This window comes from Thioalbus denitrificans, assembly GCF_003337735.1.
In the GTDB taxonomy this organism is placed as follows: domain Bacteria; phylum Pseudomonadota; class Gammaproteobacteria; order DSM-26407; family DSM-26407; genus Thioalbus; species Thioalbus denitrificans.
In genome coordinates this window covers 1-25,459 of the sequence record NZ_QPJY01000011.1, presented here as the reverse complement: position 1 = coordinate 25,459, position 25,459 = coordinate 1, and the positions used below count along the sequence as shown (strand labels likewise).

The following is a 25,459-nucleotide window of genomic DNA, read 5'->3' as shown; positions in this document are numbered from 1 at the left end:
CACGAAGGTCACGAAAGGAAAGGACTTTTTACCGCAGATTACGCTGATTTACGCAGATTATGCCGTCGATGTGGTGGATTGCCCCCCGACCATTCCGACGCGGGTGTTCAAGGGCGCCCCCCCGATGCCGCCGGCCTTACCAACCTGTGATTCAGCAGTGCGACCAGGCTCCGGGCACCAAGCAATCAGCGTCAATCAACGTAATCTGCGGTTGATTTCCTTTCGCTTTTCCCCGTGGCCTTCATGTCGTGATGATGGGTTGCATCCTCCGTGGCCGGGCGCGGGGCCGGGGGGCAGCCGCTGCCTGCTCCCGCGGGTCGGCCCCGTGCTATCCTGTAGCGCCTGAATCGCCGCCGAAGTCCGTTCCGCCGCCATGCGCATCCATCCGCTCAGCACCCGGGTCGCCAACCAGATCGCCGCCGGCGAGGTGGTGGAGCGGCCGGCCTCCGTGGTCAAGGAGTTGCTGGAGAACAGCCTCGATGCCGGCGCCCGGCGCGTGGAGGTGGAGGTGGAGGGGGGCGGGGTACGCCTCATCCGGGTCCGCGACGACGGCCAGGGCATCCATCCCGACGACCTGGGCCTGGCCCTGAGCCGGCATGCCACCAGCAAGATCAGCGAAGTGGACGATCTCGCCCATGTGGCCAGCCTCGGGTTCCGCGGCGAGGCGCTGGCCAGCATCGCCTCGGTGTCGCGGCTGACCCTGACCTCGCGGACCGAGGCGCTGCCGCAGGGCTGGCGCATCGAGGTGGAGGGCAGCGCCGAGCGTCCGCCCGCCCCCGCGGCCCACCCCCGCGGCACCACGGTGGAGGTGCGCGACCTGTTCTTCAACACCCCGGCGCGGCGCAAGTTCCTGCGCACCGAAAAGACCGAGTTCGGCCATATCGAGGAGCTGGTCCGGCGCCTGGCCCTGGCGCGCCCCGATGTCACCTTCAACCTCAGCCACAACCAGCGCCGGGTGCTGGAGCTGGGCGCCGCGTCCGGCTCCGTGGAGCGGGACCGGCGGGTGGCGGCCGCCTGCGGCCAGGCGTTCCTGGAGCACGCCCTGCCGGTGGCGGTGGAGGCCGCCGGGCTGCATCTGGACGGCTGGGTGGCCGAGCCGGCCTTCTCCCGCAGCCAGGCGGATCTGCAGTACTTCTTCGTCAACGGCCGCATGGTGCGCGACAAGCTGGTGGGGCACGCCGTGCGCCAGGCCTACAAGGACGTCCTCTACGGCGGCCGCCACCCCGCCTTCGTGCTGTTCCTGACCCTGGACCCGGAGCGGGTGGATGTGAATGTCCACCCCACCAAGCACGAGGTGCGGTTCCGGGACGGGCGCAGCGTGCACGACTTCCTGTTCCGCGCCCTGCACGAGGCGCTGGCCGGCGCCCGCGCCGGCCGCCCGGAGCACCAGCCCGCCGCGAGCCCGACCCCGGCGGCGGCCTGGCCGGTATCCCGGCGGACCATGGCGCTGAACCTCCGCGAGCCGGCGGGCGATCCCTATGGGGAACTCGCCCGGGCCGGGGCGGCGAGCGTGGCGCCACCACCGCTAGCGGGAAGCGCCGTTGCGCCGGCCGCCCCGCCGGACGTGGAGGCGGAGCCGCAGATGCCGCCGCTCGGCTACGCGGTGGCCCAGATCCACGGCATCTACATCCTCGCCCAGAGCGCCCGCGGGCTGGTGCTGGTGGACATGCACGCCGCCCATGAGCGCATCACCTACGAGCGCATGAAGGCGGCGCTGGAGAGCGGGGAGGGAATCCGCAGCCAGCCGCTGCTGGTGCCGGTGACGGTGCGCCTCAGCGAGCGGGAGGCGGGCTGCGCCGAGGACCAGGCCGACTTCTTCCGGGGGGTGGGGATCGGGCTGGAGCGCAGCGGGCCGGGGAGCGTGGTGGTGCGCCAGGTGCCGGCGCTGCTGCGGGACGCCGACGCCGGGCAGCTGGTGCGCGACCTGGTGGCCGACCTGCTCGAGCACGGCACCAGCCGCCGGGTTGAGGAGCGCATCAACGAGGGTCTCGCCACCCTGGCCTGCCATGGCTCGGTGCGGGCCAATCGCCAGCTCACCCTGCCGGAGATGAACGCCCTGCTGCGGGACATGGAGCGGACCGAGCGCAGCGGCCAGTGCAACCACGGCCGTCCCACCTGGGTGGAGCTGGGGCTGGCCGAGCTCGACGCCCTGTTCCTGCGCGGCCGCTGAGCGGTGACCGTCCCCCGCCGTCCCCCGCCGGCCATCTTCCTGATGGGCCCCACCGCCTCGGGCAAGACCGACCTGGCGGTGGAGCTGGTGCGCCGTCTGCCCTGCAGCATCATCAGCGTCGACTCGGCCCTGGTCTACCGGGAGATGGACATCGGAACCGCCAAGCCGGGCCCGGAACTGCTGGCGGAGGCGCCCCACCGGCTCATCGACATCCTCGATCCGGCCGAGTCCTACTCCGCGGCCCGGTTCCGCAGCGATGCGCTGCGCGAGATGGAGGCCATCCGCGCCGGGGGCGGCATCCCACTGCTGGTCGGGGGGACGATGCTCTATTTCCGCGCCCTGGCGGCCGGTCTTTCCGACCTGCCGGCGGCCGACCCGGCGGTGCGCGCCCGCCTGGAAGCGGAGCTGGCGGCCGAGGGGCTGGCCGCCCTCCATGCCCGGCTGGCGCGGGTGGATCCGGAGGCGGCCCGCCGCATCCACCCCAACGACCCCCAGCGCATCCAGCGGGCGCTGGAGGTGTGGGAGCTGACCGGCCGTCCCCTGTCCGCCCTGTGGGCCGAGCACGCCACCGCGCAGCCGGGGGTGGAGGCCGTGCCCCTCGCCCTGGCACCGGCCCGGCGCGCCGTGCTCCATGAGCGCATCGAGCAGCGCTTCCACGCCATGCTCGCCGCCGGTTTCGAGGCTGAGGTGGAGCGTCTGCGCCGGCGCGGGGATCTGCATCCCGGCCTGCCCTCCATGCGCTCGGTGGGTTACCGCCAGGTGTGGTCATACCTGGAGGGGCGGATCGGCCATGGGGAGATGGTGGAGCGGGGCATCGCGGCCACCCGCCAGCTGGCCAAGCGCCAGATTACCTGGCTGCGCGGCTGGCCCGGAGTGAACTGGGTCGACAGCCTGGGGTCGAATCCAATCGAACAGGTCTTGAAAATCCTCAACGGCTCCACCATATAGGGGAGAGGTATAGAATTAAGTTATACTTCTATTCCCTTGCCGTTTTTTTGTGAGCGCCTGTGGTCTGCACAGGCTTTTTTAATAGGCCGCAGTTTTCAGCACCGGCCCGGCTCCATGCAGCCGTACCCGTGCATAATAAGGAGAATACGCAATGTCAAAAGGGCAGTCCCTACAAGACCCTTTCCTGAACACCCTCCGCAAGGAACGGGTGCCGGTATCCATCTATCTCGTCAACGGCATCAAGCTCCAGGGTCAGATCGAGTCCTTCGATCAGTTCGTGGTGCTGCTCAAGAATACCGTGAGCCAGATGGTCTACAAGCATGCCATCTCCACCATCGTCCCGGCGCGCAACATCCGCATCGCCCCGCCGGCGAATGGCGGCGGCGACAGCCCTGAACCGGGTAATGCCTGAGGCCCGCATGTCGCAGCGGGGTCGTTCGCTTGTTTGAGCGTCCACGCGGCGGCGAACGGGCGGTTCTCGTCCACCTCGAGCTTCCGAACGATTCCGTCAGCGAGGATCTGGAGGAGTTCGAGCGTCTCGTAGTATCCGCTGGTGCCGAGCCGGTCGCCATCGTGACCGGCTCGCGCACCCAGCCCGATCCCAAGTACTACATCGGCACCGGCAAGGTGGAAGAGGTGGCGCTCCAGGTGGAGGCCGGGGAGGCGGAGGTGGTGCTGTTCAACCACGCGCTGTCACCGGCCCAGGAGCGCAACCTGGAACGGGCCTTCCAGTGCCGCGTGCTCGACCGGACCGGCCTGATCCTCGATATCTTCGCCCAGCGGGCCCGTACCCACGAGGGCAAGCTGCAGGTGGAGCTGGCCCAGCTGGAGCACCTCGCCACCCGGCTGGTGCGGGGCTGGACCCACCTGGAGCGGCAGAAGGGCGGTATCGGCCTGCGCGGTCCCGGCGAGACCCAGCTGGAGACCGACCGCCGGCTGCTGCGCGAGCGCATCCGCACCATTCACCGGCGGCTGGAAAAGGTGCGCCGCCAGCGTGACCAGGGACGCCGGGCCCGCCGCCGCGCCACGGTGCCCACCGTGTCCCTGGTGGGTTACACCAACGCCGGCAAATCCACCCTGTTCAACACCCTGACGGGGGCGGAAGTCTATGCCGCCGATCAGCTCTTCGCCACCCTCGACCCGACCCTGCGCCGCATCCGGCTGGCCGAGGTGGGTGACGTGGTGCTGGCCGACACGGTGGGATTCATCCGCCACCTGCCCCACGAGCTCGTGGCGGCCTTCCGCGCCACCCTGGAGGAGACCCTGGAGGCGACGCTGCTGCTGCAGGTGGTGGATGCCCACGACCCCCAGCGCGACGCGGCGATCCGCCAGGTCAACCAGGTGCTGGCGGAGATCGGCGCCGATACCCTCCCGCAGCTGGAGGTTTACAACAAGATCGACGCACTTGCGGACGTGCAGCCGCGGCTGGAGCGGGACGGGGAGGGGCGTCCGTGCCGGGTCTGGATCTCGGCGGCCACGGGCGCCGGTCTGGAACTCCTGCGCCAGGCGCTGTCTGAGCTGCTGGCGGGCGAAGTCGTGCGCGGCTGGGTCGAATTGCCGCCTACCGCGGGACGTCTCCGCGCGCGGTTGTTCGAGCTGGGGGCGGTGCTGGCGGAAAGCGACGCCGAGGACGGCGGCTGGCGCATCGAGGTGCAGCTGCCGCGCCGCCAGCTCGACCAGCTGGCCTCCCGCGAGGGGCACCAGGAGCGGCTGGCCGGCCTCGCCCGCTGAAGCCGTGCCTTGCGGCACCCGCTCTTGACCCATAGAATTCCACATTCCGAGCCGGCTGCTGCCGGCGAATGGACCGCAATGGAGTGAAGCGCATGGCCTGGAACGAACCGGGAGGCAGTGGCAAGGACCCTTGGGGCAGCCAGGGGGGAGACCAGGGGCCGCCCGATCTGGATGAACTGGCACGCAAGTTCCAGCAGAAGCTGGGTGGCCTGTTCGGCGGCAAGGGCGGCGGCGAGAGCGGCTCTGGCGGTGGCAGGGGCGGTGGCGGCGCCAGCCGCATCGGTCTCGGGCTGGTGCTGGGCGCGCTGGTGGCCGTGTGGGTCTTCAGCGGCATCTATATCGTTGCCCCGGCCGAGCGCGCCGTGGTGCTCCAGTTCGGCCGCTACGTGAAGACCACCGGCCCCGGACCGCACTGGGTGCCGCGCTTCATCCAGACGGTGGAGAAGGTCAACGTGGAGCAGATCCGCAATATCCAGCGCCAGGCCTCCATGCTGACCCAGGACGAGAACATCATCTCCGTGGCCCTGGCGGTGCAGTACCGGGTCAAGGACATCAAGGACTACGTGTTCCTGGTGCGGGACCCAGACCTGACCCTGCGCGAGGCCACCGAGAGCGCCGTGCGCGAGGTGATCGGCAAGAGCAAGCTGGACTTCGCCCTCACCGAGGGGCGCAGCGAGATCATGACCCGGACCGAGACGCTGATCCAGGAGATCCTCGACCGCTACGGCACCGGCCTGCAGATCACCAGCGTCAACCTCCAGGACGCCCAGCCGCCGGAGCAGGTGCAGGGCGCCTTCGAGGACGCCATCAAGGCCCGTGAGGACGAGCAGCGGCTCAAGAACGAGGCCGAGGCCTATGCCAACGAGATCGTTCCCGTCGCCCGCGGCAATGCCGCGCGCCAGCTGGAGGAGGCCAACGCCTACAAGGCCCAGGTCATCGCCCAGGCCGAGGGTGAGGCGAGCCGTTTCGAGCAGCTGCTGACCGAATACCGGAAGTCACCCGCGGTGACCCGCCAGCGTCTCTACCTGGAGACCATGGAGTCGGTGCTGGCCAACAGCAGCAAGGTGATGGTGGACGTGGAAGGGGGCAACAACCTCATGTACCTTCCCCTCGACCAGCTGATGCAGCGTGGCGCCGAGGCCCAGGCCCGCCAGGAGGGCGACGCCCTCTCGCCCACGGGCGGCGCGGCCATCGGCAGCCGGGAGGCGGAGTCGCGCGGACGTGAAGAACTGCGCAGCCGCCGGGGGGTTCGCTAATGGGACAGAACAGCGTGAAACTGGGAGTCATCGGGCTGCTGGCACTGCTGGTGCTGGGCGCCTTCTCCATCTACACCGTGGACGAGCGCCAGAAGGCGATCCTGTTCCGCCTGGGCGAGATCGTGCGCACGGACCTGGAGCCGGGTATCCACTTCAAGTTCCCGTTGATCTACAACGTGGGCAAGTTCGACGGCCGCATTCTCACCCTGGACGAGGCGCCGGAGCGTTTCCTCACCAGCGAGAAGAAGAACGTGATGGTGGACTCGTTCGTGAAGTGGCGTATCGATGACGTGGGGCGCTTCTACCAGCGTACCGGCGGTGACGAGCGGACCGCCGCGATGCGCCTGTCCCAGATCCTCAAGGACGGCCTGCGCAGCGAGTTCGCCAAGCGTACCGTGCAGGAGGTGGTTTCGGGCGATCGGGCCCAGATCATGGACATCCTCACCGAGAACGCCAACCGGCAGGTCAGCGAGCTGGGCATCAGCGTGGTGGACGTGCGCATCCAGCAGATCGAGCTCCCCGCCGAGGTGAGCGGCTCGGTCTACCGGCGCATGGAAGCCGAGCGCGCCCGCGTGGCCCGCGACTTCCGCTCCCGCGGTGCCGAGGCGGCCGAACGCATCCGTGCCGATGCCGACCGGCAGCGCACGGTGATCCTGGCGGAGGCCTATCGCGACGCGGAGGTGATTCGCGGTGAGGGCGATGCCCGCGCCACCGACATCTACGCCAAGGCCTACACCCGGGATCCGGAGTTCTATGCCTTCTATCGCTCGCTGCGTGCCTACCGGGACACCTTCCGCGATCGCTCCGATGTGATTCTGATGCAGCCCGACAGCGAGTTTTTCCGCTACTTCAAGAATCCCGAGCAGGGGGTGGCGCGCTGACGCCCCGCTCCCACCGGCAGGTGGAAACCACGTGACCGGGCAGGTGTCGCCGTACACTGGGCCCGGCATTTTTTTGTGAACCCAAGCCATGCTATGGACTGATCTGCTCGCCGCTCTCGCCCTGGTGCTGGTGATCGAGGGCCTGCTGCCCTTCGCCAATCCCGGTGGCTGGCGCCGGATGGTCCTGATGGTGGCCCGGATGGACGATCGCACCCTGCGCTTCGTCGGCCTGAGCAGCATCATCGTGGGACTGGCGCTGCTCACGCTGGTGCGGATGTTCGTCTGAGGGTCCCTTGGATACCGGAATGAACGAAGAGACACTGACCGACTCCGGGCGCTGGCTGCTCCCGGAAGGGATCGAGGAGCTGCTGCCGCCGGAGGCGCGGCGCGTCGAGCAGCTGCGGCGGCGGCTGATCGACCTCTATGACGGCTGGGGCTACGATCTGGTCATTCCCCCCTTCGTCGAGTACCTCGAGTCACTGCTGACCGGGGTGGGGCACGACCTCGAGCTCAAGACCTTCAAGCTGACCGATCAGCTCTCCGGGCGGCTGCTGGGCGTGCGCGCGGACATGACGCCGCAGGTGGCGCGGATCGATGCCCGCCGCCTGCACAGCGACCTGCCGACCCGGCTCTGCTACCTGGGCACGGTGCTGCACACCCGCCCCGGCGCCGCCGGCGAGACCCGCAGCCCGCTCCAGGTGGGCGCCGAGCTCTATGGCCACGCCGGGGTGGAGAGCGACGTGGAGGTGCTGTGCCTGATGCTGGAGACCCTGCGCGTCACCGGCCATGACGAGGCCCACGTGGACCTGGGGCACGTGGGGATTTTCCGCGGCCTCTCGCGCCGGGCCGGGCTGTCGGCCGAGCAGGAGGGTATCCTGTTCGAGGCCCTGCAGCGCAAGGCCGGCGCCGAGATCGAGGCGAGCCTCGCCGGCTGGGCGCTGGACCCGGGCGACCGGGCCATGCTGGGCCGGCTGGCGGCGCTCAACGGGGGCCCCGGGGTGCTCGCCGAGGCGCGTGCCGCCCTGGCGGATGCCGGCGCCGAAGTGGAGGCCGCGCTGGCGGACCTGGAGCGCATTGCCGGGCTGCTCGGTCAGCGCATGCCGGGAGTCCCGCTCTATTTCGATCTGGCCGAGCTGCGCGGATACCACTACCATACCGGTCCGGTGTTCGCCGCCTACCTGCCCGGCCGTGGCCAGGCGGTGGCGCAGGGCGGACGCTACGACGACATCGGGCGCGTGTTCGGACGTGCCCGCCCCGCCACGGGGTTCAGCGCCGACCTGCGGGCGCTGGTGAGCCTGCTGCCGGAAGCCCGGGAGCCGGCGGGGGGTATTTACGCGCCATGGACGGAGGACCCGGCGCAGGCAAGCCGGGTAGCGGAACTGCGCGCGGCGGGGGAGCGGGTCATCTGCGCCCTGCCCGGCGCGGAGGGAACACCCGGGGCGCACGGTTGCGACCGCGTCCTGGTACTGCAGGGGGGGAGCTGGACGGTGACGCCGGTGGCGTCCTGAACAGCAGGCTGTGAAACCGTCAAACGAGTCGGACAAATGGGCAAGAACGTAGTCGTGATCGGCACCCAGTGGGGTGACGAGGGCAAGGGCAAGGTAGTGGACCTGCTCACCGAGGGCGTCGCCGCCGTGGTGCGCTTCCAGGGCGGGCACAACGCCGGCCATACGCTGGTGATCAACGGTGAGAAGACCGTTCTGCACCTGATTCCGTCGGGCATACTCCGCGAGGGCGTGCAGTGCCTGATCGGCAACGGCGTGGTGCTCTCGCCCGCGGCGCTGATCGAGGAGCTGGACATGCTCAAGGCCCGGGGCGTCCCGGCCGAGGAGCGGCTGCGCATCAGCGAGGCCTGCCCCCTCATCCTGCCCTACCACGTGGCGCTGGATCATGCCCGCGAGCGGGCCCGCGGGAAGGCCGCCATCGGCACCACCGGACGCGGCATCGGCCCGGCCTACGAGGACAAGGTCTCCCGCCGCGGACTGCGGGTGGGCGACCTGCTGCACCGGGAGCGTTTCGCCGCCAAGCTGGGCGAGGTGCTGGACTACCACAACTTCGCCCTGCAGCACTACTACAAGGCCGATGCGGTGGACTTCCAGCAGGTGCTGGACGAGACCCTGGCCATGGCCGAGCGCATCGTCCCGCTGGTGGCGGACATTCCCGCCATCCTCTACGACATCGCCGACCGGGGCGGCAACATCCTGTTCGAGGGCGCGCAGGGGACGCTGCTGGATATCGACCAGGGCACCTACCCCTTCGTGACCTCCTCCAACACCACCGCCGGCGGCGCGTCCACCGGCAGCGGCTTCGGACCCCGTTACCTCGACTACGTGGTCGGCATCGTCAAGGCCTACACCACCCGCGTGGGCTCCGGTCCGTTCCCCACCGAGCTCTACGACGGCAAGGAGCTGCTCGACACGGTGGGTGCCTACATGGCCGAGCGCGGTCACGAGTTCGGCTCCACCACCGGCCGGCCGCGTCGCTGCGGCTGGTTCGACGCCGTGGCCCTGCGCCGCTCCGTGCGGGTGAACAGCGTCAGCGGCCTGTGCGTCACCAAGCTCGATGTGCTCGACGGCCTCGACACCATCCGGCTGTGCGTGGGTTACCGCCATGGCGAGACCCTGCTCGACGCCCCCCCCGTGGGCGCCGAGGCCTACGAGGGCTGCGCGCCGGTCTACGAGGAGATGCCCGGCTGGACGGAGTCCACCGTCGGCGTCCGCGACTACGACCAGCTGCCCGCCAATGCCCGCGCCTATCTCAAGCGCATGGAGGAGGTGGTGGGTGTGCCCGTGGACATCATCTCCACCGGTCCGGATCGCAACGAGACCATCGTCCTGCGCAACCCCTTCGCCTGAGGCGGTTGCCGGAACGGCCCGGTGGCCATCGCGGCCGCCGGGCCTCCTGTCTACAGGAACGCCGTCAGGGCGTGCGCCGCCAGCAGGGCGAGCGCGATCCAGCCCACCCAATTCCAGATCCTGACCTGCTGCTGCTGGTGCGCCGCACGCGCAGCGGCCATGGTGTCGATGGTCTCCCTGACGCCGGGATCGAGCCAGGGGTCCAGATAATTGCGCCGGTGGGACAGGGTGATGGACTCCACCGCGGCAATCGCCCGGGGCAACTCGACCCGGTAGAGCCGGGTGTCGGTGTTCACCAGCCGGTGGCGCAGGGCGTTGTGGGCGTGCATCAGGGCCGCATCCACGTCGTTGAAGCTGGCCAGGTAGCGTATCCGGGGGTCCTCGCTGTCGCTCTCGGGCAGGCGCGGGGGCCGGTCGGTGGCGGTGTAGATCCGCACCAGTCCGGGATGGCGCTCGCTGGTTTCGATGATGAGGTAACCGGATTCCATCGTGTGTGACTACAGCGACTGGGTTCCGGTTCCCCCGGCGGCATCGAGGGCCGCCTGGGCCGCCGCCAGGCGGGCGATGGGGACCCGCGGGGCGGAGCAGGAGACGTAGGTCAGCCCCACCCGGTGGCAGAAGGCGATGGATGCGGGGTGGCCGCCGTGCTCGCCGCAGATCCCCACCTTCATGTCGGGACGGGTGGCGCGGCCCCACTCCACGGCCAGCTCCATCAGCCGACCCACCCCCTTCACGTCCAGCACCTCGAAGGGGTTGTCCTGCAGGATGCCGTGTTCGTTGTACATGGGCAGGAACTTGTTCTCGGCATCCTCGCGGGAGAAGGAGAAGGCGGCCTGGGTCAGGTCGTTGGTGCCGAAGGAGAAGAACTCCGCCTCCTCCGCCAGGCTGCCGGCGCGCATGCAGGCCCGCACCACCTCCAGCATGGAGCCGAACCTGAACGCCAGCCGTACCCCGTAGCGCTCCTCCACGTCCGTGCGGATGAAGCTCACCAGATCCTTGACCCGCTTGAGCTCCTGCACAGTGCACACCTGCGGCACCATGATCTCGGGGTGCACCTCCAGCCCCTCCTGCAGGCACTCGGCGGCGGCCTCGAGGATGGCGCGGATCTGCATGGTGTAGATCTCCGGGAAGGTGAGTCCCAGGCGCACGCCGCGGTGGCCCAGCATGGGGTTCACCTCGTGCAGGGCGCGGACCTTGCGCAGCATGGTCTCCTTCTTGTCGATGGCCTCCTCCACCAGGCGCGGGTCGGCCAGGCGGGCGACACTGGGGTGGTCCGTACCGCCGCGGTAGATGAACTCCACGGCATCGGAGAGGATGTTCATGCCCTGCACCGTATCGCGCAGGTGCCGGAGGCGGTCGATCTCCTCCACCAGCTGCTGCTCCGAGGGCAGGAACTCGTGGATGGGCGGGTCGAGCAGGCGGATGGTGACCGGGCGCGGGGCCATGGCCCGGAACAGGCCGCGGAAATCCTCCCGCTGCATGGGCAGCAGCTTGTCCAGGGCGTGCTGGCGATCGGCGGGGCTTTCGGCGACGATCATCTCGATCACCGTCGGCAGGCGTTCGGTGGCGTTGAACATGCGCTCGGTGCGACACAGTCCGATGCCCATGGCGCCGTAGCGCAGCGCCCGCTCGGCGTCCTCCGGGGTGTCGGCGTTGGCCATCACCCGCAGCCCGGCCGCCGCGTCGGCCCAGCCCAGCAGCGTATCCAGCTCGGGGGAGAACTCCGCCTCGATCATGGGCACCTCGCCCAGGTAGACCTCGCCGGTGGTGCCGTCGAGGGTGATGAGATCCCCCTCGCGGATGGTGTGCTCGCCGACGAAGGCCTGGCGCATGCGCACATCCACGTGGATGCCCTCGGCACCGGCCACGCACGGCTTGCCCATGCCCCGGGCCACCACGGCGGCGTGGGAGGTCTTGCCGCCGCGGGAGGTGAGGATGCCCCGGGAGGCGAAGAAGCCGTGGATGTCCTCCGGCTTGGTCTCCTCGCGCACCAGGATGACCGGCTGGCCGCCGCGCCCGAGCTGTTCGGCGCGGTCGGCGTCGAATACCGCCCGGCCCGCCGCGGCACCGGGCGAGGCCGGCAGGCCGCGGGCGATGGGGCGGTGGCTGGCCATCGGCGCCAGGCGGGGAAAGAGCATCTGCTCGAGCGCCTGCGGCTGGATGCGCAGCAGCGCCTGGCGGCGGTCGATGAGCCCCTCGTTGGCCATCTCCACCGAGGTGCGCACCAGCGCCTGGGCGTTCATCTTGCCGTTGCGGGTCTGCAGGCAGTAGAGGACGCCCTTCTCGATGGTGAACTCGAAGTCCTGCACCTCCCGGTAGTGGGACTCCAGCTTGTCGCGCAGCTCCACCAGCTGGCGGTGGAGCTCGGGCATCTCCTCGGCCAGGGCGTCGATGGGCCTGGGCGTGCGGATGCCCGCCACCACGTCCTCGCCCTGGGCGTTGACCAGGTACTCGCCGAACATCCGGTTCTCGCCGGTGTCCGGATAGCGGGTGAATCCCACGCCGGTGGCGGAGTCCTCCCCCATGTTGCCGAACACCATGGTCACCACGTTCACCGCCGTGCCGTTGGCCATGGCCGGCGTGATGTGGAACTCGCGGCGGTAGTCCACCGCCCGCTTGCCCATCCAGGAGTTGAACACCGCCTTGATGGCGATTTCCAGCTGTGCGTGGGGGTCGTCGGGGAAGGGCGCGCCGGTGGCCCGCTCCACCACCTCCAGGAACTGGCCGCAGATTCCCTCCAGGTCGCGCGCCGAGAGCCCCACGTCCAGCTTCACCCCGGCGCTCTGCTTGGCCGCCTCGAAGACCTCGTCGAAGGGTTCGTCCGCCACTCCCAGCGCCACCTTGCCGAACAGCTGTATGAAGCGCCGGTAGGCGTCGTAGGCGAAGCGCTCGTTGCCGGTCTGGCGGATGAGCCCCTCGAGGGTGGCGCGGTTGAGGCCGAGATTGAGGATGGTGTCCATCATCCCGGGCATGGACATGGCGGAGCCGGAGCGCACCGAGACCAGCAGGGGATTGTCGGCGCCGCCGAGGGTCTTGCCGGTCTTGCGCTCGAGACCGGTGACATGCATCCGCACCTGGTCCATGACGCCGGCCGGCAGCTCGCGGTTGGGGTCGGCCAGGTAGGCGAGGCAGGCCTCGGTGGAGATGACGAATCCGGGCGGGACGTTGAGCCCGATCTGGGTCATCTCGCACAGGTTGGCGCCCTTGCCCCCGAGCAGCATCTTGTTCCTGCCGTCGCCTTCCTCGAAGGCGTAGACGAAGGTCTTCTCCATGGGTTGCTTCTCCTCTATCTGGCTTCGGCGCCATGGTGCGGGGGCCCGTCCACCGACGGCCCACGGTAGCGTGGCGCGGTGGTGCGACAGGCCGGGTGGGGGCTCGTTCCGGTTCTGATTGCCGGTTTCCGCGGGTTCCGGGTTTTCTGCCCCCATCCTACTAAGAAGCGTTGCCAAAGCACACCTGTCGCGCCCCTCCGGTGGCCTGCAATCGGCGGGTGTCGGTCCCCGCCCGGCGGCCGGGGGGCGCGTCTCACGACCTGCGCAGCAACACCCGCCGGTAGCCGCCGGCGATCAGCGCCGAGACGTCCAGCAGCAGGCCCGGCAGCGGTGCCAGTGGCGGGTAGGCGAGGTAGACGCCCTCCCAGATCGGATCGAACTTCTGCTTGAAGCGGCGCAGGCCCTGGTAGGCGTAGAACTGGTTGCCGTACTCGTAGAGCAGCCGGGCCATGCGCTCGCCCCGGCGCGCGAAGCGGTTGCGTCCCACCCCGCTCAGGGGGGCGACGCCGAGATCCAGGTAACGGTAGCCCCGTTGTCCGGCCACGCCGAGGAGCTCCACCAGCAGTAGCTCCATGACCCCGGGCGGTGCGTCCGGTGAGAGGCGCATCAGGTCGAAGGCCAGGGCCTCGCGTCCGCCGTAGTCGCAGCCGAGGGAGGCGAAGGCCGCAATCCGGCCCGCCACCGAGACCACCGCCACCGGACCGAGCTCCAGGTAGCCGCGCTCGAACCGGCCGAGCGAAAAGCCCTGCTCGTGGCCATGCCGACCCGCCAGCCAGGCGCGGGAAACCCGCTCCAGCTCCGCCCAGGCGGATTCGGCGAAGGGGGGCTGCCACAGCTCGAACCGGGCGCCCTCGCCGCGGGCGCGGTTGACCGAGCTGCGCAGGGAGCCGTGGCGCCGGCCGGCGAGGGTGAAGCCGGCCACCGGGACCCGGGCCGCCTCGCCGAGCTTGAACAGGGCGAGACCGGCGTCGTGGTAGAGGTGCAGGTGTCGTTCGGAAACCTCGTAGAACACGCTGTTGAGGCCGTAGCGGTCGGCGAAGTCGCGGAATTCCAGCACGAGCCCGGGGAACTCCTCCGCATCGCCGAGCGGGTCGCCCAGGGCCACCAGGCTGCCGCGGACGGGGGCGTACTGGATCAGCGCCTCTCCGTCACCGCCGTGGAACAGGTACTTGTCGCCGCTGAACAGGATGTGGGCGAAACGGTTGCCGCCGTGGGCGCGGATGAGGCGCCGGGCAGCGTCCAGTTCATCCGCGGCGGGGGGCGACAGCGGGGGGCGCGGCAGACGGAACCAGGCCCAGCCCAGCAGGCCGAGAAAGCCGATCACGGCGGCGGCGAGCGGACGCAGGAAGTGGGTGCCGTTGAGCCGGAACGTCAATGCGGCATAGACGGTGAGCCCGGCGATGGCCGCTGCGCCCCAGAGCAGGCTGCGGCGGCTGAACAGGGGGTAGCTGTGGCGATCGAAGCGTCCGCGCTGGAGATGGAGCAGCGCCGCCACACCGAGCAGAAACAGCGCTTCCTCGTAGTCGAGACCCTTCAGGAAGGTAAACAGTGCCCCGGCCAGCAGCAGCGGCAGAGCCAGCCGATAGGCGCCGCGCACCCGCCCGGCGATGCCGCGGGCGAGGGCGAGGAGCGCGACGCCGGCACTGACCGACAGCAGGTGCGCTCCTTCCACCGCGGGCAGGGGCAGGTACTCTCGCAGGAGCGCAAGCCGGCCGGCGACGCCCGGGAATGCGGCCGAGATCAGCAGCACCGCGCCGGCGCAGAAGGTCAACAGCGCCACCGCCCGTATGCTCAGCGCAACGGGGAACAGGGCCGGCAGGGCCCGGCGCGGGAGCGCGCGAAGCCTGAAGCCGCGCGCCCCGGCGGCGGGGCGGTGGGAGGCAGCCCGGGGGCTAGACGGTGTCTCCGTCCCCGGCCGGGGGGGTGGGGGCGGGGTCAGGTTCGTCACGGGTCATCTCCCGGGTTTGATCCGGTTGCCGCCGGGAGCCGGCGGACAGGGTGGGGGAGAGCCAGCTGCGCCCGTCGCGGGCCATCAGGACCTGGGCCGATTCCGGCCCCCAGCTACCGGCGGCGTAGTTGGGAAAGTCGGCCGCGGGCGTCTCCTCCCACACCTCCAGCACCGGCATCAGCAGCCGCCAGGCCGCCTCCACCTGGTCGGCGCGCATGAACAGGGTGGCGTCGCCGAGCAGCACGTCCCGGAGCAGGGTTTCGTAGGCGTTCGGGCTGGCCTGGGCGAACGCCTCGCGGTAGCTGAAACGCATATCCACCGGCCGCAGACGCAGCGGCGACCCCGGCTCCTTGGCCATGAACTTCAGGTCGATGCCCTCATCGGGCTGAATCCGGATGACCAGCCGGGCGGGCTGGGCATTCAGCCCCACCGCGTCGGGGAACGCCCGGTGGGGGACGTCGCGGAAGCGGATGGAGATTTCCGAAACCTGGTCCATGAGCCGCTTGCCGGTACGCAGGTAGAAGGGGACCTCCTGCCAGCGCCAGTTGTCCACCTGCAGCTTCAGCGCGGCGAAGGTCTCGGTGTTGGAGCGGAGATCCACCGCCGGTTCCCCGCGGTAGCCGGGCAGGCGCACGCCGCGCAGCCAGCCGGGGCCGTACTGCCCGCGCGCGGCCACCTCGTGCACCCCGGCGCGGGTAATCGGGCGCAGGGCCCGCAGCACGTCCATCTTCTTGTTGCGGATGTCCTCGGCGTCATAGGCCACCGGGGGCTCCATGGCCACCAGGCAGAGCAGCTGGAGAAGGTGGTTCTGGACCATGTCGCGCAGGGCCCCGGCGCGCTCGTAGTAGGCGCCGCGGTGCTCCACGCCCAGGGATTCGGCCACGGTGATGGCGACGTGATCCACGTAGCGCCGGTCCCAGATGGGCTCGAAGATGGGGTTGGCGAAGCGCAGGGCCAGGATGTTCTGGACCGTCTCCTTGCCGAGGAAGTGATCGATGCGATAGGTCTGCTGCTCGATGAAATGGCGGCCGAGGGCGCTGTTGATGGCGCGGAAGGAGTCCAGGTCGCGGCCGAGGGGCTTTTCCGCCACCACCCGGGCGTGATCGGCGTCGCGGGTCAGCCCCGCCTCTCCCAGCCCGTTGACGATGGGCTCGATGAGCGTGGGCGGGACGGCGAGATAGAAGACGACCACGGGTTCGGGCCCCCCGCCCGGGGGGCGGGCCCGCACCATTGCGGCAAGGTTGGCGTAGGTCTCGCCGCTGTTGACGTCCGCCCGCCGATAGGAGATGCCGGCGGCGAACGCCTCCCACGCGCCCGGTTCCGGGGCTCCCCGGCGGGAGTGGCGGGTCACGGCGTCGCGATAGTCCTCGGCGAGCGCCCCGTCGCCCAGTTCCCGGCGGTCGATGCCGAGCAGCCGGAAGCCGGCCGGGAGCCGGCCGTCCAGGTGCAGGTTGAACAGGGCCGGCACGATGAGCCGCCGGCTCAGGTCGCCGGCAGCGCCGAACAGCACGAACAGCACCGGTGCAGCCGGATTGGCCGCGCCGTTCACAGCGGCCACTCCCGATCCTGCCGGCGCGCGGGCGCCACGGGGTGCTCCCCGGGATGGCGCGGGCGCGGGTCGCGGCCGATGGGCGGGTGGTCCACGATCATCTCCTCATCCATAGGCCACCAGGCGTTCGGGAGCCAGGCTGCCGAGGGCGTGCTCGTAGTCGGCCGCGGAACGCGCGAGACCCTCCTGCTCCAGCTCCAGCGCCACCTCGTCGAGGTCGATGCCGAGAACACCGAGCGCATCCACGACCTCCTCGGCCGCGTCGAGTCCCTCGGCGAGCCGGGCGGCGGCCCGGCCGTGGTCGCGGAATGCCTCGAGGGTGGGCAATGGCAGGGTGCAGAGGGTGTCGGGGCCGATGAGTGCCTCCACGTACCTCACCTGGAAGCGGGCCGGATCCCCGCTGAAGGTGGTATCCCAGTGCAGGCGCGGCGCCAGGGCGCCGCGCCCGGTCACCTCGGTCCAGCGGGGGTCGGAGAGCTGCGCCCGCCAGTCGCGGTAGGCCAGGCGGGCGATGGCGATGGCGGCGTGGCCGCACAACCTCCGGGCCAGGCCACCGGTGGTGTTGCCGGTCTCCAGCAGCCGGTCGAGCAGGGCATCGACCCGCGAGTCGATACGGCCGGGATGAAGGCTGGTGACGGACAGGCCGCCGGCAACGGGGCGGCCGGCGCGGCAGCGCTGCTGCAGACCCGCCAGGATGCGCGCCAGCACCTGCCGCTGCCGGCGCAGTCCGAACAGCAGTGTGACGTTGACGTTGACGCCGGCGGCGACCAGCCGCTCGATGGCGGGCAGGCCCGCCGCGGTGGCCGGCACCTTGATCAGGACGTTGGGCCGGTCCACCAGCCGCCACAGGCGCAGGGCCTCGTTCACGGTGGCATCGGCATCCCCGGCCAGGCGGGGTGATACCCCGAGGTTCACCAGCCCGTCGCTCCCGCCGCTGCTCTCGAACGCGGGGCGGAACAGCTCCGCCGCGGCGCGGATCCCGGCCACCGCCAGCTGTTCGTGGATCTCCGCCGGACCCGCCTGTCCGGCGGCGGCCCCGGCCTGGCCGGGTTCAGCGGGGAACGCCCGGGCCGGGAGGGCGGGACCGGCATTCAACCCGGCCAGGTCGTCCGCCTCGATCAGCCGGCGCAGGGTGCCGTCGGTGATGGACGGGCTCCAGCCCGGGTCCAGCCAGATGCGCTGACCCAGGCTTCGCAGTTGGAGCAGGGGATTCTGGGGCATGGTGTCTCTCCTCGGGTTGCGCTGGAACCGAACTCGGGGAAAGCCATTGCAAGGGGTATGCCGTGTCCGCGGGGCACGGCTGCCGTGGGGCGGGGGCGGCGGTCGGGGAGCGGCTGGTGGATATGAGCCAGGGCGCTGGTCCTGGTCCACCAGCGGCACCGGTGCCGGGACCGGAAAAACAAAAGCCCGCTCGGATGAGCGGGCTTTTGGAGTTGGTGCCGAGGAGAGGACTCGAACCTCCACTGGGTTTCCCCAACTAGCACCTGAAGCTAGCGCGTCTACCAATTTCGCCACCTCGGCAGGTGGTCTTGCCCTTGCGGGCGGCCGGCCTTGGCCGGCGAGACGCGCACTTTATACACACGGCCCCTGTTTGTCAACGGGTCTAATCGGTTAAGCTACGCCCACCAGAATGACAACCAGACCCCAGATACGGAACAGACGCCGGGTTTCCAGCGCGTCGAGTTCGCTATCCCGCTCAAGGAGTTCCTCCGCGCTTATGGCCAGACGCCAACGTAAACCGCAGTCCGATCCCCATGCCGCCCGCGAGGCGCGCAAGTACGACAATCCCATCCCCAGCCGTGAATTCATTCTCGAGACCCTGGCCGGCTGCGGCAAGCCGCTGAACCATGAACAGCTGGCCCGGGAGCTGGGGCTGGAAGGGGAGGAGCCCTTCGAGGCGCTGCGCCGCCGGCTCAACGCCATGGAGCGTGACGGGCAGCTGCTGCGCAACCGCCGCGGCGGCTACGGTCCGGTGCAGAAGATGGACCTGGTGCGCGGCCGGGTGGTGGGACACCGGGACGGCTTCGGTTTCCTCATCCCCGACGAGGGCGGCGAGGACGTCTTTCTCTCCGCCCGCGCCATGCGCCGGCTCATCCATGGCGACCGGGCGGTGGTGCGCATCGACAGCATCGATCACCGCGGCCGCCGCGAGGGTTCGGTGGTGGAGGTGCTGGAGCGCAGCACCAGCGAAGTGGTGGGGCGCTACCGGCACGAGGCCGGGGTGGGCTTCGTGAGCCCGGACAACGCCCGCATCAGCCAGGAGATCATCGTACCCGACGAGCTGCGCGGCGGGGCCCAGGAGGGGCAGATCGTGCAGGTGGCCCTGGTGGCCCAGCCCACCCCCCGGACTCCGCCCGTGGGCAAGGTGGTGGAGGTGCTCGGCGACCACATGGCGCCGGGCATGGAGATCGACGTGGCGGTGCGCGCCAACGGCCTGCCCCATGCCTGGCCGGAGGCGGTGGAGGGCGAGATCGCCGCGCTCACCCCCGAGGTGCCCGAAGCGGCCAAGGCCGGGCGCGAGGACATCCGCCACCTGCCGCTGGTGACCATCGACGGGGCCGACGCCCGCGACTTCGACGACGCGGTCTACTGCGAGAAGCGCCGCGGCGGCGGCTGGCGCCTGCTGGTGGCCATCGCCGACGTGAGCCACTACGTGGCGCCGGAGACGGCGCTGGATGACGAGGCGCTGAACCGCGGCAACTCGGTCTACTTCCCCGAGCGGGTGATTCCCATGCTGCCGGAGGTGCTCTCCAACGGCCTCTGTTCCCTGAACCCGGAGGTGGACCGGTTGTGCATGGTCTGCGAGATGACCGTCAGCCGGCTCGGGCGGGTGACCGGGGCACGCTTCTTCGAGGGCGTGATGCGCTCCCATGCGCGGCTCATCTACGACGACGTGGCCGCCATGCTGGTGGCGGGCGACGAGGCGCTGCGGGAGCGCCACACCGGGCTGCTGCCGCACCTGGAGAACCTGTACGCCCTCTACCAGGCCCTGCGCTCCCAGCGCGAGAAGCGCGGCGCCATCGACTTCGACACCACCGAGACCCGCATCGTGTTCGGGCCGGAGCGGAAGATCGAGCGCATCGTGCCGGTGGTGCGCAACGACGCCCACATGCTCATCGAGGAGTGCATGCTGGCGGCCAATGTCAGCGCGGCGGAGTTCCTCGGCAAGCGCAAGATCCCGACCCTGTACCGGGTCCACGACGGCCCCGGCGCCCAGAAGCTGGAGGAACTGCGCACCTTCCTGAGCGAACTGGGCCTGCAGCTGCGCGGCGGGGACAAGCCCCAGCCGGCCGACTACGCGCTCCTGCTGGAGCAGGTGCAGGGGCGGCCCGATGTCCACCTGATCCAGACGGTGCTGCTGCGCTCCCTGAGCCAGGCGGTCTACCAGCCCCAGAACACCGGCCACTTCGGCCTCGCCTTCAAGGCCTATACCCACTTCACCTCGCCCATCCGCCGCTACCCCGACCTGCTGGTGCACCGGGCCATCCGCCACCTGCTGCGGGAGCTGCCGCGCGAGGACTACCCCTACAGCGACGACCGGATGACCCGCTTCGGCGAGCACTGCTCCACCACCGAGCGGCGCGCCGACGAGGCGACCCGCGACGCGGTGGACTGGCTCAAGTGCGAGTTCATGCTGGACCGCGTGGGGGACGAGTTCAACGGCATCATCAGCGGCGTGACCAGCTTCGGGGTGTTCGTGGAGCTGGAGCAGATCTACGTCCAGGGGCTGGTGCACATCACCTCCCTCGCCGACGACTACTACCATTTCGACCCGGCCCACCACCGGCTCAAGGGCGAGCGCCTCGGGCGTGTCTACCGCCTCGGCGATCCCATCCGGGTGCAGGTGGCGCGGGTGAACCTCGACGATCGCAAAATCGACTTCGAGCCCCTCTCCACCCCGCCCACCGGGGCCCGCCGGGGCCCGGGCAAGGCCGCCGCCGGAGGGGAGGAGGGCGGCCCCGGCGAGGAGAAGGGACGGCGTTCCGGGCGCGGCCGGCGGGGCAAGCGTACCGGTGAGGCGGTGCAGACGGAGTCCGCCGGGCCGGGGACGGAGGCCGTCGAGGCGGGCGCCGCGCCGGCCGAGCCGAAGAAGAAATCCCGATCCGGCCGCAGCCGGCGCCGGCGCGGCGGGGGCGAGGCGAAGTCGGAGCCCGTCGCACCGAAGGCCGAATCCGCCCCACCGGCGGCGGAGCCCGCCACGCCGAAGAAGAAATCGAGATCCGGTCGCAGCCGGCGCCGGTCCTCCTCCTCCTCGAAGCAGCGCTGATCCGCCATGGCGAGGGCCAACGAGCACCGGCGCCCCGCCCGCGGGCGGGGCCGCGACCAGGCGCGCCCGGAGGGACGCGCCGTACCGGCCGGCGAGGCGCTGGTCTACGGCCTGCACGCGGTCGCGGCGCTGCTGGAGCGCGCCCGGGACCGGGTGCACGAAGTGATCCTCCAGGAGGGTCGGGGGGATGCCCGCATCCAGGCGCTGGTGGAACGGGCCACGGCGGCCGGGGTGGCCGTGACCCGGCGACCCCGCCAGGAGTTGGACGAGGCCTGGCCGGAGTGGAACCACCAGGGGGCGCTGGCGCGCTGCCGGGAGTCCGCCCCCCTGGGCGAACAGGACCTGGCGGAGCTTCTGCAGCGGGTGGAGCAACCCCTGCTGCTGGTGCTCGACGGCGTCCAGGATCCCCACAACCTGGGCGCCTGCCTGCGCACCGCCGACGCCGCCGGCGTGACCGCCGTGGTGGCTCCCCGCGACAAGGCCGCGGGGCTGACGCCCGTGGTGCGCAAGGTGGCCTGCGGGGCCGCCGAGACGGTGCCCTTCGTCACCGTCACCAACCTGGCCCGCACCCTGCGCGGCCTGCGGGAGGCGGGGCTGTGGGTGGTGGGTACGGCCGGCGAGGCGGAGCGCGACATCCACCATGCCGATCTCACCGGCCCCCTGGTCCTGATCCTGGGGGCGGAGGGCAAGGGGCTGCGCCGCCTCACCCGCGTGCACTGCGACTTCCTGGTCTCCATCCCCCTGCGCGGCAGCGTCAGCAGCCTCAACGTCTCCGTGGCCACCGGCATCTGCCTGTTCGAGGCCCTGCGCCAGCGGGACGCGAAGGGGGAGGCGGGGCAGGGCTGAGGGGCATGGCCGGATCAGTGGTCGGTTGCCGGGATCTGGCAGCTGTGAGCCGGCGTTCGGCAAGCAGGTTGACCTTCGCCCCCGGATAGGTTAAATGCAACGGGTCATCGGGGCGTGCGCCGGCGCGCATGGCGGGAACGGGAGTGTTCCCTGCGACCCCACACCATCGGTTTGGGGTTCATCTCAGGGACGAGAACATGCTTCACCTCTGTTTCGGATCCGCGTCCGCCGCCGCCCGCCGCTTTTTTGCCTCTGCTTCCCCGCACCGCCCAGCGCCAACGCCGCGGGCCTTGGCCCTATGGTTCGTTCTTCCGCTGCTGCAGGCCCTCGCGGGGGCGGCCCATGCCGATGCCGTCGGCGCGACGCAGGGCGCCTTCGCGGTGGACGAGCAGGGAACCGCCACCTACTCCATTCCGCTCCAGGTCCCGCCGGGCACGGCCGGCATGCAGCCCGAGCTCTCCCTCCACGCAGTGACGGGGTCACACGCGGTGACGCGGTCAGGTCTTGCAATCAAGCAGCAAGCACACGGTGCGCGCTGACGGGGTCAAGTCTTGCAATCAAGCAACAAGGAGTGCGGGTGAGGAATGACGCGGCCGCTGCGCATTGAGCTCTCCGGTGGTCTGTACCATGTGACCTCCCGGGGTGATCGGCGGGAGGCGATCTATTTCCGGGATACCGACCGGGCGGCGTGGCTGTCGGTGTTCGGGGCGGTCTGTCGCCGGTTCAACTGGGTCTGCCATGCGTGGTGCCAGATGAGCAATCACTATCACGTGGTGGTGGAGACGCCGGAGGCGAACCTTTCGGGCGGCATGCGACAGCTCAACGGGGTGTATACCCAGTATGTGAATCGGGCGTACCGGCGTGTGGGTCACCTGTTCCAGGGGCGGTACAGGGCGATTCTGGTGGAGAAGGATGCCTATTTGCTCGAACTCGCGCGCTACGTGGTGCTCAACCCGGTGCGGGCAGGCATGGTGAAAGACGCTGGTGACTGGGGGTGGAGCAGTTATCGGGCGATGCTCAAGCCGGGGAGCGCGCCTGATTGGCTGGAGACAGACTGGCTGCTTGGGCAGTTCGGTTCCACCCGTTCGGAGGCGGTGCCGGGCTATGTTGATTTTGTGCGCAGCGGGGCCGGCGAGACGAGTCCCTGGGAGGCGTTGCGCGGGCAGGTCTTTCTGGGAGGGGAAGGTTTCATCGAGAGGATGAAGGCAGCCCTGCCGGAGGGAGACCTCCGCGAGGTGCCGCGGGCGCAAAGGCGTCCGCTGGCCAGGCCATTGGCCGACTATGCGCGCCGGAGCGACCGCCGTATGGCAATGGCGGAAGCCTACCTCTCTGGGCATTACACGATGCGGGAAATTGCCGAGCACTTCGGCGTCCACTATTCGACGGTGAGCCGTGCGGTGAAGGCGCTGGAGTCGCTCAGGAGAGAGGCGCGCGACGGTTAAGAACTGAGCCCGTCAGGGATGCTTGATTGCAAGACCTGACCCCGTTCACCTTACGCATTGACGATTATTCGGATTTCGAAGGTGTTCCCGCCGGTATGGGGCTGGGTTTTCCACCAGGTTACAGACCAACATCGAGCGTGATGTTTATGCTTCGCAGGACTGAAACGCCGGGAGTATGGAAGTTGTGGGACGCATATCCAATTCCGGCTGAAAAAATGTAGGAGGTATGAGTGGAGATCAGCTTCCATGTGAGAAAGCTCAAGGAGCCATACGTAGACTTTAAATGGATGGTTTCGCAGCATGACTGGTTTGTGATTCAAGAGTCTATTCTGATAGGTAGTTTCGAGTTGCAAATAGACTCTGTGCGGTGCATGGCAGAAGATGTTCGCTTATTGGAGGTGGCGGATTCGTTTGTTTATTTACTGGGTTCTCTGTTGTTTGGTAGAAGAAAGGTTCAAGTGGTTAATATAGGTTCAATAAATTTATCGGCAACAATAACAGGTGAATCATTCTCTATTTGTATAACAGATCTGTCTAATGGTGGACGGCATGATGTTTGTTTGAAAGTAGCTGAAGTATCGGAGGTTATCGGAGGGTTTCTTGATAGATTGGTTGGTCATTGCAAGAAGTATCTGCCTGAAATTGCGGACAATGGGCGGCTAGGAGTCTTGGCAGGTTATTCTGGAGCATATATGTTGGGGCTTTTATTTGAGCCGGAAGTGATGTAGATATGGCTCGGAATTAATCTCTATGTGTACAGTGATGGTAATCGCCTGACAGTGCCGTCTCCGGCCGGTAGTAAGTTTAGGCGGCGTTCCTGCGCTTGGCCGCGGACTGCTTTTCGGGCTCAGGCAGGCCCTCAACGAATGCCTGGTAAGGTGTCCTCCCGTTCATGTTGCGACCCTGGTGGGGCCGGGTCTGGTTGTAGTCCTTCATGAACCCATCCAGGTCCTTCTGCATCTCGTCGATTCCCTCGTACCACTTCGTCCGGCCCTTGATGCGGAAGTGCTCATCGAGCAACGTCTTGTGCAGGCGTTCGACGAATCCATTGCTCTGGGGCCGTCGGACCGCCGTGGTACGGTGCTCGATCTCCTCCAGCTGTAGGAACAACTCGTAGGGGTGTGTGTCGGGACGCCCACAGAACTCCCGACCGTTGTCGCTCAGTACCGTGGCCACCCGGGCGCCGTGGGCCTCGAAAGTAGGCAGCACATCGGTATTGAGCAGATGAACTGCCGTGACTGGGAGCTTGTTGGGATACAGCCGACCCCAGGCGTAGCGGGAGTGACAGTCGATGGCTGACTGCAGATAGACCTTGCCTACACCCTTGAGGGTACCGACGAAGAAAGTATCCACCGCGACTAACTCCCCGGTGTGGTGCGTCTCGATGTGGCGCTCACGGAACTCGGGGCTGAAGCGCTCCAGCAGCCGGATCTGCTCATCGGATAACTCGATGCGCTGCTCGGCAACGCTGCGCTCCAGGCGCAGGAGCCGTTCCTGTTTGGTCACCAGGCTGTGACGGCCCCAAACACCGCGGACCCCGCCGGAACTGACCTGGATGCCCTTGAGCGAGAGTTCCTGGGCCACGCGCAGCGGGCCGTGGGTGGGGAAGGCCAGGCTGTGCTCCAGAATGGCCGTCTCCACCTCCGGCTCCACCCGGTTGGGGTGTGGTCCCCTGGCCCCGGGCAACTTGTCGATGAGCCCCTCGGCGCCGTAGGTCTGGTAGTTGCGGCGGATCTCGTAGAACTGCTGCCGGGAGTAACCCATGATGCGGCAGGCCCTGCTGACGTTGGACAGCTCCTGGGCCAGTTCTAGAAGGCTGAGCTTGCGGCGTGCTACTTTCTGCTTGGTGGTCATTTCCGCTCTCCTCTGTGCCAGGTGAAGCTTCGACAACTCCACCTATAGCCCAGCCGGAGACGGAATGACCACCACCTCTATGGGGGCCCAACTGTCAGGTAAATACGATCACTACACACAAGAGGATATGTAAGAATTCTCGATGTTGAATATTTAAGCCACGAGCTGACGGGGTCAACGAGCTGACGGGGTCACAACGAGCTGACGGGGTCAAGTCTTGCAATCAAGCTGCCAGGGGTGTGAATGAGGGATGACGTGGCCGCTGCGCATCGAGCTCTCCGGCGGTCTGTATTTAGGCTCACTCATTGGTGGGGTTCGTGCAACAGTGACCTGCCCCCCCCCCCCCCCCCCCCCCCCCCCCCCCCCCCCCCCCCCCCCGCCCCCCCCCCCCCCCCCCCCCGGCCCCCCGCCCCCGCGCGACCCGCGCCCCCCCCCACCCC

At 69.1% G+C, this 25,459-nt stretch carries 20 protein-coding genes and 1 tRNA gene; 13 read left to right on the top strand and 8 right to left on the bottom strand.

Features of this window, described 5'->3' with window-relative positions; all coding sequences use genetic code 11:
- Positions 1-373 precede the first annotated feature (373 nt).
- The 9 genes from mutL (at position 374) to DFQ59_RS16465 (ending at position 9,841) form a co-directional block, all read left to right on the top strand.
- The gene (mutL, locus tag DFQ59_RS16505) at positions 374-2,170 is read left to right on the top strand and encodes a DNA mismatch repair endonuclease MutL (RefSeq protein ID WP_114280828.1); all 1,797 of its coding nucleotides are present in this window, start codon (positions 374-376) and stop codon (positions 2,168-2,170) included.
- 42 nt (positions 2,171-2,212) lie between these two features.
- Positions 2,213-3,118 carry a tRNA (adenosine(37)-N6)-dimethylallyltransferase MiaA gene (gene miaA, locus DFQ59_RS16500; RefSeq protein ID WP_114280895.1) on the top strand — a complete coding sequence of 302 codons (906 nt, stop codon included), beginning with the start codon at positions 2,213-2,215 and terminating at the stop codon, positions 3,116-3,118.
- A gap of 151 nt (positions 3,119-3,269) precedes the next feature.
- Positions 3,270-3,530, top strand: a complete 261-nt coding sequence (gene hfq / locus DFQ59_RS16495; RefSeq protein ID WP_114280827.1) for an RNA chaperone Hfq — start codon at positions 3,270-3,272, stop codon at positions 3,528-3,530.
- A gap of 29 nt (positions 3,531-3,559) precedes the next feature.
- Complete coding sequence (gene hflX, locus DFQ59_RS16490; protein WP_114280826.1) at positions 3,560-4,849, top strand: ribosome rescue GTPase HflX; 1,290 nt, start codon at positions 3,560-3,562, stop codon at positions 4,847-4,849.
- Between the two features lie 92 nt (positions 4,850-4,941).
- On the top strand, positions 4,942-6,105 hold the full coding sequence (gene hflK, locus DFQ59_RS16485; RefSeq protein ID WP_114280825.1) for an FtsH protease activity modulator HflK: 1,164 nt from the start codon (positions 4,942-4,944) through the stop codon (positions 6,103-6,105).
- Entirely contained in the window at positions 6,105-6,986 is an 882-nt protein-coding gene (gene hflC / locus DFQ59_RS16480) for a protease modulator HflC (protein WP_114280824.1), read from the top strand. Before hflK ends, hflC begins: the two co-directional genes overlap by 1 nt.
- A gap of 88 nt (positions 6,987-7,074) precedes the next feature.
- Positions 7,075-7,272, top strand: coding sequence for a DUF2065 domain-containing protein (locus DFQ59_RS16475; RefSeq protein ID WP_114280823.1), 198 nt, complete (start codon positions 7,075-7,077; stop codon positions 7,270-7,272).
- A 34-nt stretch (positions 7,273-7,306) separates the two neighbouring features.
- On the top strand, positions 7,307-8,494 hold the full coding sequence (locus tag DFQ59_RS16470) for an ATP phosphoribosyltransferase regulatory subunit (protein WP_114280894.1): 1,188 nt from the start codon (positions 7,307-7,309) through the stop codon (positions 8,492-8,494).
- A 36-nt stretch (positions 8,495-8,530) separates the two neighbouring features.
- Complete coding sequence (locus DFQ59_RS16465; RefSeq protein WP_114280822.1) at positions 8,531-9,841, top strand: adenylosuccinate synthase; 1,311 nt, start codon at positions 8,531-8,533, stop codon at positions 9,839-9,841.
- Between the two features lie 50 nt (positions 9,842-9,891).
- Here DFQ59_RS16465 and DFQ59_RS16460 read toward each other — a convergent pair whose 3' ends face one another.
- From DFQ59_RS16460 to DFQ59_RS16435, 6 genes are all read right to left on the bottom strand, one after another.
- The gene (locus DFQ59_RS16460) at positions 9,892-10,329 is read right to left on the bottom strand and encodes a hypothetical protein (RefSeq protein ID WP_114280821.1); all 438 of its coding nucleotides are present in this window, start codon (positions 10,327-10,329) and stop codon (positions 9,892-9,894) included.
- Positions 10,330-10,338: 9 nt separating this feature from the next.
- Positions 10,339-13,113: a pyruvate, phosphate dikinase gene (gene ppdK / locus DFQ59_RS16455; protein WP_114280820.1), complete on the bottom strand. Its 2,775-nt coding sequence runs from the start codon at positions 13,111-13,113 to the stop codon at positions 10,339-10,341.
- Between the two features lie 253 nt (positions 13,114-13,366).
- Positions 13,367-15,061, bottom strand: coding sequence for a phosphatidylglycerol lysyltransferase domain-containing protein (locus DFQ59_RS16450; protein WP_114280819.1), 1,695 nt, complete (start codon positions 15,059-15,061; stop codon positions 13,367-13,369).
- Positions 15,006-16,619 (bottom strand): glucose-6-phosphate dehydrogenase, encoded by a 1,614-nt coding sequence (gene zwf / locus DFQ59_RS16445; protein ID WP_245937298.1) that lies wholly within the window; start codon positions 16,617-16,619, stop codon positions 15,006-15,008. Before zwf ends, DFQ59_RS16450 begins: the two co-directional genes overlap by 56 nt.
- Before the next feature lie 96 nt (positions 16,620-16,715).
- Positions 16,716-17,831, bottom strand: a complete 1,116-nt coding sequence (locus DFQ59_RS16440) for a transaldolase family protein (protein ID WP_114280817.1) — start codon at positions 17,829-17,831, stop codon at positions 16,716-16,718.
- A gap of 213 nt (positions 17,832-18,044) precedes the next feature.
- Positions 18,045-18,131: transfer RNA gene (locus tag DFQ59_RS16435), tRNA-Leu, on the bottom strand.
- 196 nt (positions 18,132-18,327) lie between these two features.
- Here DFQ59_RS16435 and rnr point away from each other — a divergent pair.
- Both rnr and rlmB read left to right on the top strand, forming a co-directional pair.
- Positions 18,328-20,877: a ribonuclease R gene (gene rnr / locus DFQ59_RS16430; protein ID WP_114280816.1), complete on the top strand. Its 2,550-nt coding sequence runs from the start codon at positions 18,328-18,330 to the stop codon at positions 20,875-20,877.
- 6 nt (positions 20,878-20,883) lie between these two features.
- Positions 20,884-21,723: a 23S rRNA (guanosine(2251)-2'-O)-methyltransferase RlmB gene (gene rlmB / locus DFQ59_RS16425; protein ID WP_114280815.1), complete on the top strand. Its 840-nt coding sequence runs from the start codon at positions 20,884-20,886 to the stop codon at positions 21,721-21,723.
- A 296-nt stretch (positions 21,724-22,019) separates the two neighbouring features.
- Here the strand turns inward: rlmB and DFQ59_RS19950 are convergent, their stop codons facing one another.
- Positions 22,020-22,190 (bottom strand): hypothetical protein, encoded by a 171-nt coding sequence (locus DFQ59_RS19950; RefSeq protein WP_170142203.1) that lies wholly within the window; start codon positions 22,188-22,190, stop codon positions 22,020-22,022.
- Between the two features lie 117 nt (positions 22,191-22,307).
- Here DFQ59_RS19950 and DFQ59_RS16415 point away from each other — a divergent pair, with 117 nt between their 5' ends.
- Together DFQ59_RS16415 and DFQ59_RS19645 are read left to right on the top strand one after the other, a co-directional pair.
- Positions 22,308-23,165, top strand: a complete 858-nt coding sequence (locus DFQ59_RS16415; RefSeq protein WP_114280813.1) for a transposase — start codon at positions 22,308-22,310, stop codon at positions 23,163-23,165.
- A gap of 230 nt (positions 23,166-23,395) precedes the next feature.
- Positions 23,396-23,893 (top strand): hypothetical protein, encoded by a 498-nt coding sequence (locus tag DFQ59_RS19645; RefSeq protein ID WP_147275278.1) that lies wholly within the window; start codon positions 23,396-23,398, stop codon positions 23,891-23,893.
- Positions 23,894-23,969: 76 nt separating this feature from the next.
- On the opposite strand, the gene DFQ59_RS16410 is transcribed toward DFQ59_RS19645, so the two are convergent.
- Positions 23,970-25,019, bottom strand: coding sequence for an IS481 family transposase (locus DFQ59_RS16410; protein WP_114280812.1), 1,050 nt, complete (start codon positions 25,017-25,019; stop codon positions 23,970-23,972).
- Positions 25,020-25,459: the final 440 nt, after the last annotated feature.